The following is a 15,108-nucleotide window of genomic DNA, read 5'->3' as shown; positions in this document are numbered from 1 at the left end:
ATACTATTTAAATATAATTTAATTGAATACCCAGGGCGAATGGCGGAACTGGTAGACGCGCACGACTCAAAATCGTGTTTCGCAAGAAGTGAGAGTTCGATTCTCTCTTCGCCCACCAAGTAACTATGAATTTAAATAATTTAAATAATTTGATCGAATTATTTGTTAATCAAGCAAACAAACAAAATAAAAAAGATATTTTTTTAGAATGGCTAAACCCAAGCAATAAAAAAACATACACATGGGAACAAACCGAAAAGAATATTTTAAAATTATCAAAAGTTATTAAAGAAAATATAAAAGAAGGTGATAGATGTCTTTTGGTTTCAGAGAATAGACCAGAATGGTTTGTTTCTGATTTAGCAATTATGGTAGCTGGTGGAATTACGGTTCCAGCATACACAACCTACACAGAAGATGATTATAAGTACTTGATAGAGGATTGTGAGCCTAGTTTAGTTGTTGTTTCAAATAATGAAATGTTAAAAAAATTAAATAATTCAATTAATGACAAAGACTTTATCAAAAAAGTTATTACTTTGGATGAAAAAACCAAGGTAACAAATAGTTTAAATATAATTAACAAAGAAAAATATTTAGACTTTGATTCAATTATGAAGAATAATTTATTAGTAGAAGATAAAATTGAAAATAATAAATTAAAAAGAAATTCTCCCGCATGTATTATTTATACTTCCGGAACTGGGGGTAATCCTAAAGGAGTAATTTTAAGTCATGGTGGAATTTTAAATAATCTCGTAGGAGCATGCGAAATTATGAAACCATTATTTAACGCAAGACCAGTATTTTTAACTTGGCTTCCTCTTTCACACTCTTATGAGCATTGTGTTCAATTTGCACAGATAGCAGTAGGAGCAAAAGTATTCTATGCAGAAAAAATAGAAAAACTTTTAGAAAATATATCTGAAGCAAAACCTACAATTATGACAGCAGTTCCAAGGTTCTACCAAAACCTTTACAACAAAATAAACATGAATTTAAAAAAGCAGACAGGTTTTAAAGCAAAATTAATTGAAGCAACCCTTCGTTTGGGCAGAAAAAAACTATTAAATCAAAAAATGACATTTTCTGAAAAATTAATCAATTTTATAGTTGATAAATTAGTTAGAAAAAAAATAAAAAAACAGTTTGGTGGAAATTTAAAAGCTTTCGTTTCTGGGGGTGGGGCTCTAGACAAAGAAATAGGAGAATTTTTGAATTCTGTGGGGCTGCCTACTCTTCAGGGTTATGGTTTAACAGAAACATCACCAGTAGTAAGTTGCAATCCAATACATAAAATTAAAGTGGAAACTGTAGGACCTCCATTTAATGGAAATGAAGTTAAAATTGCTGAAGATGGAGAAATTTTAGTTAAAGGCGAAAATGTAATGCTAGGATATTGGAACAAAAAAGAAGAAACCGAAAAAGTAATTATAAATGGATGGTTACATACAGGTGATATTGGAGAGATAGATTCAAATGATGGTTATTTAAAAATTACTGATAGAAAAAAAGATATCATAGTAAGTGCTGGCGGAGATAACATTTCACCTGCTAAAATTGAAAATATGATTACGAATGAACCAGAGATAGATCAATGTATGGTTTATGGTGATAAAAAAAATTACTTAGTTGCTTTAATTGTTCCTAATAAAGATTTTTTAAATGAAAAAGAAGAAATAAATAAAGCAATTGAAAAAATAAATAAAAAATTAACTTTATTAGAAAAGATAAAAAAAATTCAATTAATAGATGAAAATTTTTCTATTGAAAATGGTTTAATGACACCAACGATGAAAGTAAAAAGAAAAAAAGTTACAGAAAAATATAAAAATCAGCTAGAAAACCTTTATTAAAATATTTGATTTAAGTTGTTTATTAACCGCATAAACATTAACTAAATTAATAAAAAAAAGTTTTATAAAAATAAAAAATTAAAAAAAAATTTTATAAAATTTAACTTTTAATTAAAGAATTGACATAACTTATAGAAAAAAATAAAAATATATTAACAGCGAATCAATTTGATTCGTTTAACTAAAAAAGGGAGCTAAAGATGCCTAAGAAAAGAAAAAAAGCGGCAAAGAAAACTAAGAAAAAAGCTAAGAAAAAAGCTAAGAAAAAAGCAAAAAAAAGAAGAAGAAAATAGTAACTTAGTATTCTTTACAAAAAACGCTTCTCATTACAGTAGTGTGTGAGAGGCGTTTTTTTTTACTCGTCAATTGGTTCGTCGTTATCAGAAATTGGCTCGTCTACAGGTAGTTCATTAGTTGGCGTTTTTACAGGTGCCGCTGGTTGAGGCTGCCCACCTAAGTTTCTTTTTAGTGCTTTATCCAATTTTTTTTGAGTATCTTCTAATGATACATTTAAAACAATCTGAAATTCAGACAAAATTCTTTCATAAGCTTTTTCAAATAATTGTCTTTCACTATAAGACTGGTCAACCATAAGGTCATCACCCTTGTTTAAATCTCTGACAACCTCAGCTAATTCATATATTTTTCCAGAAGATATTTTTGCTTCATATTCTTGAGCTCTTCGACTCCACATTGATCTTTTAATTTTTGGTTTACTTTTTAAAATTGAAATACACTTGTTAACTTGATTAATAGTTGCTAACGGCCTCAAGTGAGACTGCTTGTTTACAGGCACCATTCCGTTAGCTTTGTCTTTTTCAAATTTAATAACATACGTTTCGACATCAATTCCACCAATATTGATCTTTTTAAATTCAGTAATTTGCCCTACCCCATGCTTTGGATAAACAACATGATCTTTAATTTTGTATTCTCTTTTTTCGGTTTCTTGTTTTTTAACTTTTTTTATTTCAGGCTTAACTTCATTTGTTTTTGAAATTCTTAAATTATCTACTTTAGGTTCAGCTGTCGTTTCTGTAATTTTAACAGCTTTTTTTGTTTTAGTTAATTTAGGTGTAACTTTTTTAACAACTTTTTTGATTTTTTTTGAAATTATTTTTTTAGCTTTTTTAGCTTTTTTAGCTTTTTTTGCTTTTACAACTTTCTTTTTAGAAACTTTTTTTTTCACTTTTTTGTCTGTGTTGCCTTTAAAGATTTTCTTTAAAATATTTTTCGTACTTATTTTGCTCATTTTTAAATTTCTCGTGATCCGCTGGTGGATCTTTTTTTTCACTTATGTTAGGCCAGATTTCAGAATATTTTTTATTGATCTCTAACCATTTTTCACTTCCAGGTTCGGTGTCTGCTTTTATGGCATCGACAGGACATTCTGGCTCGCAAACGCCACAATCTATACACTCATCGGGTTTAATTACAAGCATATTTTTACCTTCGTAAAAGCAATCAACTGGGCAGACATCAACGCAGTCTGTTAGCTTGCACTTAATACAATTGTCGTTAACGATATATGTCATTTTAAATTTTGTTTAATTTTTTCTTTAATATCGCCCATTGTTTTATTGTCAATGTAAAGTAAACCCGCAAGTCGTCTCATTAAATTAGTTTCATATATATCAGCATCTTTGTTTGAATAGATTATAGACCACAAAGCCTCAATAATTTTAATTTTATCTTTCTCGGGCAATCCTTTTACTTCTCTAGTAAAGTCTAAAATTTGATTTGAGCTTTCTTCAATTTTTTTTGCTTCTTCAATTGTTTTATAAACATTTTCATTTTCTATACCTAGCTCATTAAGTGTTCTTTTAATAATTTCTTCCTCTTTATCTGTATAGTTCTCATCAATTTTTGCAGCATGAATTAATAAAGCACAAACTTTTGTGAGAAAATTATTATTTTTTGTTTCTTCTTTTGTAAAAAACATTTTAATTTAAATTTAAATTCTTTAATATTTTAAAAGGATTTTCGTTTGAGATCTTCTTTGTGGTAATTTTTTTAAATTTCTTATTAGGACTATATTTAAAAAATGTTTCATTTTCTTTTTCAAATATTTTATAATTCATTTTCTGAAGTAATTTTTTGAAATTATCTTTACTACATCCTAAAAGATTTAACATTTCTGGAACTAATTTTATTTCAGAATTTTCCTTTGAACTAGAATTTATTATTAATACAAATAATCTCTCCAAAATATCAATTCTTACAAAAAAATTATCAAATCTTTCAAATCCACATAAAAGCATAAAGTTTTTATTTTTTATTTCTTTATCGTCTAAAAAATTCAAACCAAAGGTAGGTGGTTTTAAACTATGAAATTTTTGATAAAAATTTTTCCACAATAATGTTCGCAAAGATACTGCTTCTGGTTTAATTAATTGATAAAGGAAAACATGATATCTCCCAAACTTTACTCCTAAGTCTCTAAGAATTTTTCTTTCATTTTGTTCTAAGTTTTTTAGGTATTCAGAAACTTGATCTCGCTTTAATACTCCATTATTTTCATAGAGTTGGTATGCTAGTGCTTTAATTGATGAATTATTTTCTTTTATATTTTTTAGATCAATTAAACTTTTAAGAACGTTATTTATTTTTGAATGTATCCATTTATTAATATAGTCATTTATTTTCTGTTTAGTGTTTTGTTCAATGATATCATCAACGATTAAATCAAAATTAGGATTTAAATAATCATTACCCGTTGTTAATTTGGCAATTGGGAAATCATTCCAGTAAATTTTAAAATCTTCATTCAAACTAATTAATCCTGTATCAATTATTGATTGAACACGTTTTTCTAATTCCGGACCAATAGTTTGTCTTGCAGCTTTTTTTAAAGATTTAATATCAGTTTCCAAAGCACCTTTTTTTAAATCTAGTTCTAATTTTAGTCCTTTTATCTTCCCGATGAATTGATCGTCAATTTTAACATCATTATTTTGTAAAATTTCAGTTTTAAATTCCATATCTTGTTTTAAACCTCTAGCAAGCACGCTTGCTCTTTTGTCAATAAAAGTTTTAGTAAGTTCTTCATGCAATCTGTCTGAAAGTCTATCTTCTAAGTGTTTAGTTTTTTCAATCCAATAACTTTGATTTTCTACCCAATTATTTTTATTCGAAACATATGACCAAGTTCTGACATTTGCAATTCTATTTGATAAAGAATCTACATTTCCATCTAATTTATCTAGTTTCATGAGCTGTAATCTCATATAATCTTCAGAAATTAGTCCTTTTTTGCTAGTTAAAAATTTAAATACATTTCCTATAACTTCAAAATGATTTCCATAGGTTTTTTTTACAAAATCAGGTATTTGGCAACATTCCCACAAGAGCATTAAAGTTTTCTTATCAAATTCTTTATTTAAAATTTTTTGATCTTTTAAAAAATATTTAAGTGCCTTTTCATCCTCACATTCATGAATTTTTCTTAGCCATTCCACCTGAGGTTTTTCCTCTAAACTTTTAATTAAACTAATTGGGTTATTGAAATTAAGATTTGAATTTCTCCAAAACAAAGTTCTTATTTCTTCAAATTTATGATTTTCTAATAATTCTACCTCTTCTGGAGATATTTCTTTACAATCACCAGTAATGCCAAAACTTCCATCGTTTAGGTACCTGCCAGCTCTTCCGGCTATTTGACCTATTTCAGATAAATTTAATCTTCTTAATTTTTTTCCATCAAATTTCTTAACATTTGAAAAATAAACAAAATCTAAATCCATGTTTATTCCCATCCCAATTGCATCTGTTGCAACTAGGAAATCAACATCCCCAGATTGATATAATTCAACTTGAGCATTTCTTGTTTTTGGACTTAGTGATCCCATTACAATAGCGGCACCACCCTTTTGTCTTCTTATTAATTCAGCAATGGCGTAAACCTCCTCTGCTGAAAACGCAATGATTGCTGTTTTTCTATCAATTCTTGATACTTTTTTATGACCAGCGTATGTAAGTTTAGATAATCTTTGTCTATTTATAAATTCAATATCTTCATCTAATTTTGAAATAATATTTTTAATGGTACTTGAGCCCATTAGCATTGTAAGTTTTTCCCCCCTCATATTTAAAAGTCTATCAGTAAAAATATGACCTCTTTCATGATCAGAGCACATTTGAATCTCGTCTACGCCAACAAACTCAAGATGTTTGTCAATTGGCATAGACTCCACTGTGCATAAAAAATATTTTGCATTAGATGGGATTATTTTTTCTTCTCCGGTTATAAGTGCAACTTTATCTAAACTTATTTTCTTGATTACTTTGTCATATACTTCTCTTGCAAGTAATCTAAGTGGAAATCCAATCATGCCACTCTCAAAAGAAAGCATGGTTTCGATAGCAAGATAGGTTTTGCCTGTATTTGTAGGACCGAGAACAGCTGTAATTTTATTTTTAGTCATTTCTATCTTTTGTGCTTCTTTTTTTTTACCTACCAGATATTGTTACTGCTAAAGAACAAAAATAGACTAAAACATGACCGAATCGGAGGGTAAAAAGTTCTCATTTTCTTTTAAATGTTAGTGAGATTATCATAAATAAGATTAATTCTATAACAGTAATTTAATTTAATAAAATGAGTAAAAAACTTTGGCAACCTTCTCTAATTGTAAAAAAAAATTCAAATTTATTTGCTTTTGAAAATTACATTTCAAAAAAATTAAAAATAAAATTTAATAGAAATTATAAAAAATTATTAAATTGGAGTATTAAAAATTCACCTGAGTTTTGGAGTAGATTTTGGGATTTTAGTAAAATAAAGGGATTTAAAAGTAATAAAAATTTCAGAAAATCAAAGACTTTTTATAAAAATTTATTTTTACCAGGTAGCAGACTAAATTTTGGTGAAAATTTATTATCTAAAAACAACAATGAAAAAGCAGTAACCTTTATTAGTGAAAATGGATTTAGAGAAGAAAGATCATGGAGACAATTAAATTTAAATACGAGTAAAATTTCAAAGTTTCTAAAAAAAATAAATATTAAAAAAGGAGATAGAGTAGCAGCCTATATGCCAAATACTATTGAAACTGTTGAAGCATTCATTGCTACAACTTCCCTGGGGTGTATTTGGTCTTCTTGTAGTCCTGATTTTGGATCTAAAGGTGTTATAGAAAGATTTTCTCAAATTAATCCAAAAGTTTTATTTATCACTGATCAGTATTTTTATAATGGAAAAAAAATAGATGTTTTAAAAAGACTTCCAGAGATTTTAAAATTAATCCCATCAATTAAAAGTGTTATAATTAGTAACTATCCTGGAAAAAAGTTTATTAAAAATAAATATAAATTTAATAAAATTAATTTATTTAAATGGAATGAATTAATGCAAACTAATGCTGAAAAAATTGATTTCAAAAGATTTGATTTTGAGACAGAATTAGCAATACTATATTCAAGTGGTACTACTGGAAAACCTAAATGCATTTGTCATCGATCTGGTGGTGTTTTAATCCAGCATATGAAGGAACATCAATTACATTGTAATATTAAAGAAAATGATAATGTTTTTTATTTTACCACATGTGGATGGATGATGTGGAATTGGTTAGTTAGTTCATTAGCATCGAGGGCATCTATTGTTCTTTTTGATGGATCTCCAATGTTTAAATCTGCTGATTTGCTTTTGAAAATAGCACAAAGAGAAAAAATAACTTTATTTGGAATAAGTGCGAAGTATGTAGATGCTTTAAGAAAATTTAAACCAAAATTAAAATATAAATTTAAACTAAATAAGCTAAGAACAATTTGTTCAACTGGCTCACCTCTTTCAGAAGAAAGTTTCAAATATGTTTATAAGCATATTAAAAAAAATGTGCACTTGTCATCTATTTCTGGTGGTACAGATATTGTTTCGTGCTTTGTGTTAGGAAATTTATATCAGCCAGTAAATATAGGAGAAATACAAAACAATGGTTTGGCTTTAGATGTAGATGTTTTAAATGATAAAGGGAGGTCTTTAAAAAATAGTAAAGGAGAACTTGTATGTAAAAATCCTTTTCCATCAATGCCTTTAAAGTTTTGGAATGATAAAAATGATATTAAATTTAAGGGTGCTTATTTTAATAGATTTAAAAATGTATGGCACCATGGAGATTACGCAGAGATAAAAAATAGTGGTGGATATATAATTCATGGAAGATCAGATACCACCCTAAATCCAGGAGGTGTAAGACTTGGAACAGCAGAGATATATTCAGAAGTTGAAAAGTTTAAAGAAATAAAAGAGTCTATTGTTGTAGGACAATCATGGGATAATGATGTTAGAATAGTTTTATTTATTGTAATGAGCAAAAATTATTCATTAACAGCAGAATTAATTTACAAAATTAAATTACAAATAAAAAAAAATGCATCTCCTAGACATGTTCCAAGTAAAGTTATTGTTGTAAAAGATATACCTCGAACAAAAAGTGGCAAAATAGTTGAACTTGCAGTTAAAAGTAAGATAGAAGGAAGTCAAATTAAAAACATTGAAGCTTTAGCAAATCCCGAAGCTCTTGAACAGTTTAATAATTTAGAAGAATTGAGCTATTAAATGTTAAAAAATCTTGTCAAAAACCTAAAACCTTCATCTACTCTTGCAATTAACGAAACTTCAAAACAATTAGAACAACAGGGAAAAAAAATCTTTAAATTTGGTTTTGGACAATCACCATTTAAAGTACCTGAGGATATAGTTGAAGAATTAAAAAGTAATGCCTATCAAAATAAATATTTACCTATGCAAGGTCTTGATGAATTAAGGGAAGTTGTTGCTAAATATTCATCGAAAAAGAAAAATTATAACTACAAAGCGAACAATGTAATTATTGGACCAGGATCTAAAGAATTAATGTTTTTATTACATGTAATTTTTGATGGTGAAATTATATTGCCAGCACCCAGTTGGGTTTCATATGCACCACAAGCTATTTTAGGGAGAAATAAAATTCAAATTCTCCAAACAGAAAGAGAAAACAACTGGTTTCCTACTGGAGCACAAATTGAGAAAATCATATCAAAAGATAAAGATAAAAATTATTTATTATTTTTAAATTCACCAAACAATCCTTCTGGACAGGTTTGTAACAAATTAGAAGAAATTTCAGAAATTGCTAAAAAATATAATCTTATAATTTTATCAGATGAAATATATTCAGAATTAACATTTTCAAAAAATTTTAAATCTATCTCAAGTTATTGTCCTGAAAAAACTATTATTAGTACTGGACTTAGTAAATGGTGTGGTGCAGGAGGATGGAGACTTGGTTATTTTATAATTCCAGATGAATTGAATGATTTAAAAAATATGATCAATGTATTAGCTAGTGAAACCTTTTCTGCTGTGAGCGCACCTATTCAGTACGCAGCAATTAAAGCTTATGAAAACGATCATTCAAATTATATTGCAAAATCAATAAATATTTTAAGTGCAATTGGTAAATATGTTTTTTTAAATTTAAAATCAAATAAGGTATTGATTAATGAGCCTCAAGGAGGATTTTATTTAATGCCAGAATTTTTAAATAACAAATTTAAAACTTCATCAGAAATGTGTGGGGATATATTACATAATACTGGAGTTGCTTTATTACCAGGTTCTGATTTTGGATTTAATCCAGACAAAATGTTAGCAAGGCTAAGCTTTACAGATTTTGATGGACAAGAGTTTATGAATAATATTGATGAAAATAAAAAAATTGATGAAAATCTAATTAATAAGTTTGCACCAAAAGTAGTTGAAGGTGTTAATAAATTAAAAAATTGGTCTGAAACCCTATAAATTCACTCTGTACACCCTTGATTGTTTTTTGTTAGAATAAACTTTTAAAAAATAACGACATAAAAATATAGGGGGAAAATAATGAAAAAAATAATCACATCTCTATCAAGTGCTTTACTGATTATATTTGCATCATTGTCTTTAACAACTGTTGCTAAATCAGCTGAGTTCTTTACGATAGGAACAGGTGGACCTACAGGAGTATATTTCCAAACAGGGAATGCTATATGTAAAATGCTTCATAAGTCAGCAATCAGTGCTGAGCATGGAAGATCAAAAGGTACAGAAAAAGCTTATAGATGTACTGCTCCATCAACTGGTGGATCAAACTACAATATTGGTCAGATAGCAGCTGGTGAATTCCAATTTGGAGTTGCACAATCAGACTGGCAGTATCATGCTGTTAATGGATCTAGTAAATGGGAAGGAAAACAATTTAGTAATTTGAGAGCAGTTTTCTCAGTTCACAATGAGCCTTTTCAAATTTGGGCTAGAAAAAAAGCAAGAATTAAAGATTTTGCAGATTTAGAGGGAAAAGTTGTTAATATTGGTAACCCAGGTTCAGGACAAAGAGGAACTATGGAAGAATTAATGAAAGCCATGGGTGTTGATAACAGTTTCTTTAAATCAACAACTGAACTTACATCTTCTGAACAAGTCAAAGCGCTATGTGACGGAAAAATAGATGCATTTGGTTATTCAGTTGGATTTCCAAATGGTGCTATGGAACAAGCAGCAACTTGTGCAGCTAAAGCATCTCCAATTAATTTAACAGGTTCTGAGGTTCAAGGTTTGATTGATGGTGCAGATTATTATGCACAGGCAGTAATACCTAAAGGAACTTATACAGGTCAGAAAAAAGATGCTACAACTTTTGGTGTAAAAGCTACTGTTGTTACTTCTGCAGATGTTTCTGAAGAGCTTGTTTATTTAGTTACAAAAGCTGTAATGGAAAATTTTGATGATTTCAAAAAACAACATCCAGCATTTGGATTTTTGGAAAAGAAAAACATGATTAAAGATGGTTTATCTGCTCCATTACATCCAGGAGCAATAAAATACTATAAAGAAGCTGGGTTAATGTAATCCAATTTTTATTAATTAAAAAGGCCTGGTAATTTTTACCGGGCCTTTTTTTTATGTTATGAATAATTTTAATGAGCGACTCAATCAGCAGTAAAATTAAAAATAAAATAAGCGAGGACTTATCACCAACTAGAAATATTACTGGTTTTCATTTGAAAATTGTTTCAGCAATAGCAATTATTTGGTCATTATTTCAACTTTGGTACGCTTCACCATTTCCATTTATGTTAAATTTTGGAATGTTCAAAGGATTGCCAGCAAGGGCAATTCATTTAGGTTTTGCTTTAACTTTAGCTTTTTTAATTTATCCAATATCTAAAGGTAAGAAAATTTCATTTTTTGATGTTTTGATCAGTTTTATGGGGGCGATATCGTGCCTCTATATTTATTTTTTTTATGATCAGTTAGTTGAAAGAGGAGGTGTACTTTTAAATCTTAGAATAACAGAAACATTTAATTTCCCATTAGAATTAATCTTAGGAGGATGTGGTATTTTGATACTTTTAGAAGCTACCAGAAGAGCAATTGGCCTACCTTTGGTAATTATTGCTAGTTGTTTTTTGTTGTTTTCATATTTTGGAAGATATGCACCTGAAATAATTTCACACGGTGGTTTATCATTAAATAGACTTGTAGGTTTTCAGTGGCTTGATCAAGAAGCAATTTTTGGAATTCCAATAGGTGTATCAGTAGATTTTATTTTCTTATTCGTTTTGTTTGGTGCTTTGCTCGAAACCGCCGGTGGTGGTAAATATTTTTTAGATCTTGCTTTTGCAATGGTTGGAAAAATGCGAGGAGGACCAGCAAAGGCTGCGATATTAGGTTCCGGTATGACTGGATTAATTTCAGGATCTTCAATTGCAAACACAGTTACTACTGGAACATTTACAATTCCAATTATGAAAAAAACTGGTTTTTCGAAGGAAAAAGCTGGCGCTATTGAAGTTTCTTCCTCTGTAAATGGTCAAATTATGCCACCTGTTATGGGAGCTGCAGCATTTGTGATGGCAAGTTTTATTGGTGTGACTTACTTTGAGATAGTTAAACATGCTTTTTTGCCAGCAATTATTTCTTATATAGCATTATTTTATATTTCACATTTAGAAGCTTTAAAATTAAACCTTAAGGGAATGGATGATGCAGATGTTCCTCATTTAAAGAAAACATTTTTGTCTGGTGTACATTTTTTAATTCCAATATTTGTTTTAATTTATACTTTGGTTTACTTAAGATTTACCGCTTCATACTCAATTTTTTACGCAACGATTACTTTAGTTTTAGTAAATCTAATTAATTTGTTAATTAAAAATGAAATTAAAAAGGATGCTCTTAAAGAATGGTTTAATCAAACAATAGTTGGTTTTGAAAAAGGCGCTTTAAATATGGTTGCTGTTGGTATAGCGATTGCAACTGCAGGAATTATTGTTGGTGCTGTTGGATCTACAGGTTTAAGTACAAATTTAATAATAGTTATAGAATCTATAGCTAAAGATAATGTTACTATTCTATTATTTTTAACAATTATTTTGTGTTTACTTTTAGGAATGGGTTTACCAACAACTGCAAATTATGTTGTTGTTGCTTCTTTAATGGCGACAGTTTTAGTGGATGTTGGGAATGCCTCAGGTTTTATTTTTCCGTTAATTGCAGTTCATTTATTTGTCTTCTATTTTGGCTTAATGGCTGATGTAACGCCGCCTGTAGGACTTGCCTCTTATGCAGCCGCAGGAATATCTGGTGGAGATCCTTTAAGAACAGGAGTGCAAGCTTTTTGGTATAGTTTAAGAACAGGAATTTTGCCGATTGTATTTTTATTTAATCATGAACTTTTACTTATTGGTATTGAAAATATTTGGCATGGATTAATTGTAATTACAACTTCTTTAATTGGGATTTTAGTTTTTACATCAGCTACACAAGGCTGGTTTTTTAATAAACTTAAATGGTACGAAATAATTATTTTTTTAGTTATTTCTATTTCTTTGTTGTCACCTGATTTTGTTTTAAATAAATTTTATCCAAAATATAATTATGAACAAATTACTAAAATTAATTTAATAAAATTAGACTCAACAAAAGAAATTCAAATTAAAATAACACGGCCTAGTTTATATGGAGAAAGATATAAGTTATTTGTGATATCAAAAAATACTTTTGAGGATAAATTTACTTTAGAGGATTATGGAATTACATTAACGAAACAAGATGATAAAATTGTTGTTGATAATTTGAAATGGAATGGAGAAGCAAAAAAAAGCGGTTTTGAAATGGGAGACTATATAAGTGAATTTAAAATTGAAAATTCAGATAGACCATCAAAAAATATTGTTTATCCTATAGCAATATTATTTTTACTAGTGTTTGGCTATTTTAACTTAAAAAGAAAAGAGTAAAATTACCCACCAGGTCCTAAATTAGAGGGCTTTATTTTTAAAATTTTCCATACTCCAGATGCAGAAGTAATTATTTTATCATTACACTTTAGCTCACAAAATAAAAAGATAAGAGTATTTGTTTTTTTTAAAATTTTTGTATGTCCAATAATTTCATCTCCAACCTTTGAAGCACCTATAAATTTTATATCTAAAGAAATAGTTACACAGGGTGCATTATCTGCAGCTCTATGTGCTGCTGTTCCCGCTCCAGCATCTATTAAAGCAGATAAATAGCCTCCATGAGTTATTCCTGCAGCATTTAAATGATTTTCATTAATTATAGATTTAAATTCGTATTCATTCTCTGAAATAGATCTAAATAAAACACCTCCATTGTGTTTCATGAATCCAGGTTTAATACTTATTTGCTCAAATTCATTGCCCATGATTTTTTATAATACAAAAGTTAAAATTAATAAAATAATTAAAATAATTATAAAAAAATAAATTACTGATTTTTGTAAAGATGCTTTTAAAATCCAATTAAACATTTTTATTTCCTTTTGGTGGACCGCCCAGAACTCGAATCTGGAATCTCCCGGTTCGTAGCCGAGCGCCTTATCCAATTTGGCCAGCGGTCCTTTTTAATAATATATCCCATATATCAAAGTTTTTGATGTAATTTAACTTATAAAATATTATGTTAATTACTTTATGAGCAAAAACTCCAAGGATGTTGTAATAACTTCAGCACTAAGAACTCCTATTGGAAGATACAAAGGGTCTTTAAAAAATCTTAGCGCATCAAAATTAGGATCAATTGCAATTAAAGAAGCAATTTATAAATCAAAATTAGATTTAGAAGAGATTGATGAAGTAATTATGGGGCACGTTTTAACTTCTGGACTTGGTCAAAATCCTGCTAGGCAAGCTTCAATTGGTGCTGGAGTACCGGTTTCTAAACCTGCTCATATTATTAATCAGGTTTGTGGATCTGGATTAAGATCTGTTGTTTCGGGATATCAATCAATAAGTTTAGGAGAAAATAAAATAGTCATTGCAGGTGGTCAAGAAAATATGTCTAGAGCAAATCATGCAATTTATTATAGAGAAGATCAAAAATTTTCTGAGAACAAATTAGTAGACACAATGATAAAAGATGGTCTGCTTGATTCATTTAACGATTATCATATGGGCGTTACAGCTGAGAATGTTGCTGAAAAATATAAAATTTCTAGAGATGAACAAGATAATTTTTCTTTAAATTCCCAGAAAAAAACTGAAAAAGCTTATAGCGAAAATAAATTTAAAGATGAGCTGATAAAATTACAAATTGAAGATGGTGATAAAAAATTTTTTTTTGAAAAAGATGAACATCCTAGAGAAAATTTAAGTATAGGTGACTTAAAAAAATTAAAAACAGTATTTAAAGAAAACGGGACTGTGACACCTGGAAATTCCTCAGGAATAAATGATGGTGCTGCGGCTTTAGTATTAATGTCTAGAGAGCAAGCAGAAAAAAAATCATTAGAGTCATTAGTTAAAATTGTATCTTGGGCTACTTGTGGAGTTGAGCCTTCATTAATGGGACTAGGACCTATACCTTCAATTCAAGAAGCTTTATCTAAAGCGAATTGGAAAATAGATGAAGTAGATTTATTTGAAATTAATGAGGCCTTTGCAGCACAAAGTATTGCGGTAATTAAAGAATTAAAAATTCCTGAACAAAAAGTTAATGTTAATGGAGGAGCAATTGCTTTGGGTCATCCGATTGGAGCTTCTGGGGCAAGAATTTTGGTTACACTTGTCCATGAAATGATCAAGCAAGATAAAAAAAAAGGTTGTGCGGCACTCTGTATTGGTGGTGGCATGGGAATAGCTATGTGTATTGAGAGAAGCTAAAAAGCTTAATATTCATTTATTTTTTTATTTTTTGTACAATAAAAATACAAGATTAACGAAAAAACCTTATTAATGTGATAAAATAAAATTCAATAATGTTTTT

11 protein-coding genes and 2 tRNA genes are annotated in these 15,108 nt (G+C 28.7%); 7 read left to right on the top strand and 6 right to left on the bottom strand.

The window, feature by feature from the left end:
• Positions 1 to 33 precede the first annotated feature (33 nt).
• Together DT059_RS02390 and DT059_RS02385 are read left to right on the top strand one after the other, a co-directional pair.
• A tRNA-Leu gene (locus DT059_RS02390) sits at positions 34 to 118 on the top strand.
• A 7-nt stretch (positions 119 to 125) separates the two neighbouring features.
• Positions 126 to 1,856, top strand: coding sequence for an AMP-dependent synthetase/ligase (locus DT059_RS02385; protein WP_145596439.1), 1,731 nt, complete (start codon positions 126 to 128; stop codon positions 1,854 to 1,856).
• Between the two features lie 355 nt (positions 1,857 to 2,211).
• Here the strand turns inward: DT059_RS02385 and DT059_RS02380 are convergent, their stop codons facing one another.
• From DT059_RS02380 to DT059_RS02365, 4 genes are read right to left on the bottom strand one after another with little or no spacing between them, the layout of a single operon-like run.
• Positions 2,212 to 3,108, bottom strand: a complete 897-nt coding sequence (locus DT059_RS02380) for a CarD family transcriptional regulator (protein ID WP_145596438.1) — start codon at positions 3,106 to 3,108, stop codon at positions 2,212 to 2,214.
• Entirely contained in the window at positions 3,065 to 3,391 is a 327-nt protein-coding gene (fdxA, locus tag DT059_RS02375) for a ferredoxin FdxA (protein WP_075484280.1), read from the bottom strand. Before fdxA ends, DT059_RS02380 begins: the two co-directional genes overlap by 44 nt.
• On the bottom strand, positions 3,388 to 3,798 hold the full coding sequence (locus DT059_RS02370) for a tellurite resistance TerB family protein (protein WP_145596436.1): 411 nt from the start codon (positions 3,796 to 3,798) through the stop codon (positions 3,388 to 3,390). Before DT059_RS02370 ends, fdxA begins: the two co-directional genes overlap by 4 nt.
• 1 nt (position 3,799) lies before the next feature.
• Positions 3,800 to 6,280 (bottom strand): helicase-related protein, encoded by a 2,481-nt coding sequence (locus tag DT059_RS02365; protein ID WP_145596433.1) that lies wholly within the window; start codon positions 6,278 to 6,280, stop codon positions 3,800 to 3,802.
• A 173-nt stretch (positions 6,281 to 6,453) separates the two neighbouring features.
• Between DT059_RS02365 and DT059_RS02360 the strand changes: the two genes are divergently transcribed.
• The 4 genes from DT059_RS02360 to DT059_RS02345 all read left to right on the top strand — a co-directional run bounded on the left by DT059_RS02360 (position 6,454) and on the right by DT059_RS02345 (position 13,121).
• Positions 6,454 to 8,415 carry an acetoacetate--CoA ligase gene (locus tag DT059_RS02360; RefSeq protein ID WP_145596431.1) on the top strand — a complete coding sequence of 654 codons (1,962 nt, stop codon included), beginning with the start codon at positions 6,454 to 6,456 and terminating at the stop codon, positions 8,413 to 8,415.
• The gene (locus DT059_RS02355; protein ID WP_145596429.1) at positions 8,416 to 9,642 is read left to right on the top strand and encodes a pyridoxal phosphate-dependent aminotransferase; all 1,227 of its coding nucleotides are present in this window, start codon (positions 8,416 to 8,418) and stop codon (positions 9,640 to 9,642) included.
• Between the two features lie 81 nt (positions 9,643 to 9,723).
• Entirely contained in the window at positions 9,724 to 10,728 is a 1,005-nt protein-coding gene (locus tag DT059_RS02350; RefSeq protein ID WP_145596428.1) for a TAXI family TRAP transporter solute-binding subunit, read from the top strand.
• A gap of 71 nt (positions 10,729 to 10,799) precedes the next feature.
• Positions 10,800 to 13,121, top strand: a complete 2,322-nt coding sequence (locus DT059_RS02345; protein WP_145596426.1) for a TRAP transporter permease — start codon at positions 10,800 to 10,802, stop codon at positions 13,119 to 13,121.
• A gap of 2 nt (positions 13,122 to 13,123) precedes the next feature.
• On the opposite strand, the gene DT059_RS02340 is transcribed toward DT059_RS02345, so the two are convergent.
• A complete protein-coding gene (locus DT059_RS02340; protein WP_145596424.1) occupies positions 13,124 to 13,549 on the bottom strand; it encodes a PaaI family thioesterase in 426 nt (141 codons plus the stop codon).
• Between the two features lie 118 nt (positions 13,550 to 13,667).
• Positions 13,668 to 13,744 (bottom strand) — tRNA-Arg (locus DT059_RS02335).
• A 73-nt stretch (positions 13,745 to 13,817) separates the two neighbouring features.
• Here DT059_RS02335 and DT059_RS02330 point away from each other — a divergent pair.
• A complete protein-coding gene (locus tag DT059_RS02330) occupies positions 13,818 to 15,005 on the top strand; it encodes an acetyl-CoA C-acetyltransferase (protein ID WP_145596422.1) in 1,188 nt (395 codons plus the stop codon).
• Positions 15,006 to 15,108: the final 103 nt, after the last annotated feature.

The sequence above is a fragment of the Candidatus Pelagibacter sp. FZCC0015 genome (assembly GCF_007833635.1).
Lineage (GTDB): Bacteria > Pseudomonadota > Alphaproteobacteria > Pelagibacterales > Pelagibacteraceae > Pelagibacter.
This window is presented reverse-complemented; position numbering and strand designations above follow the sequence as displayed.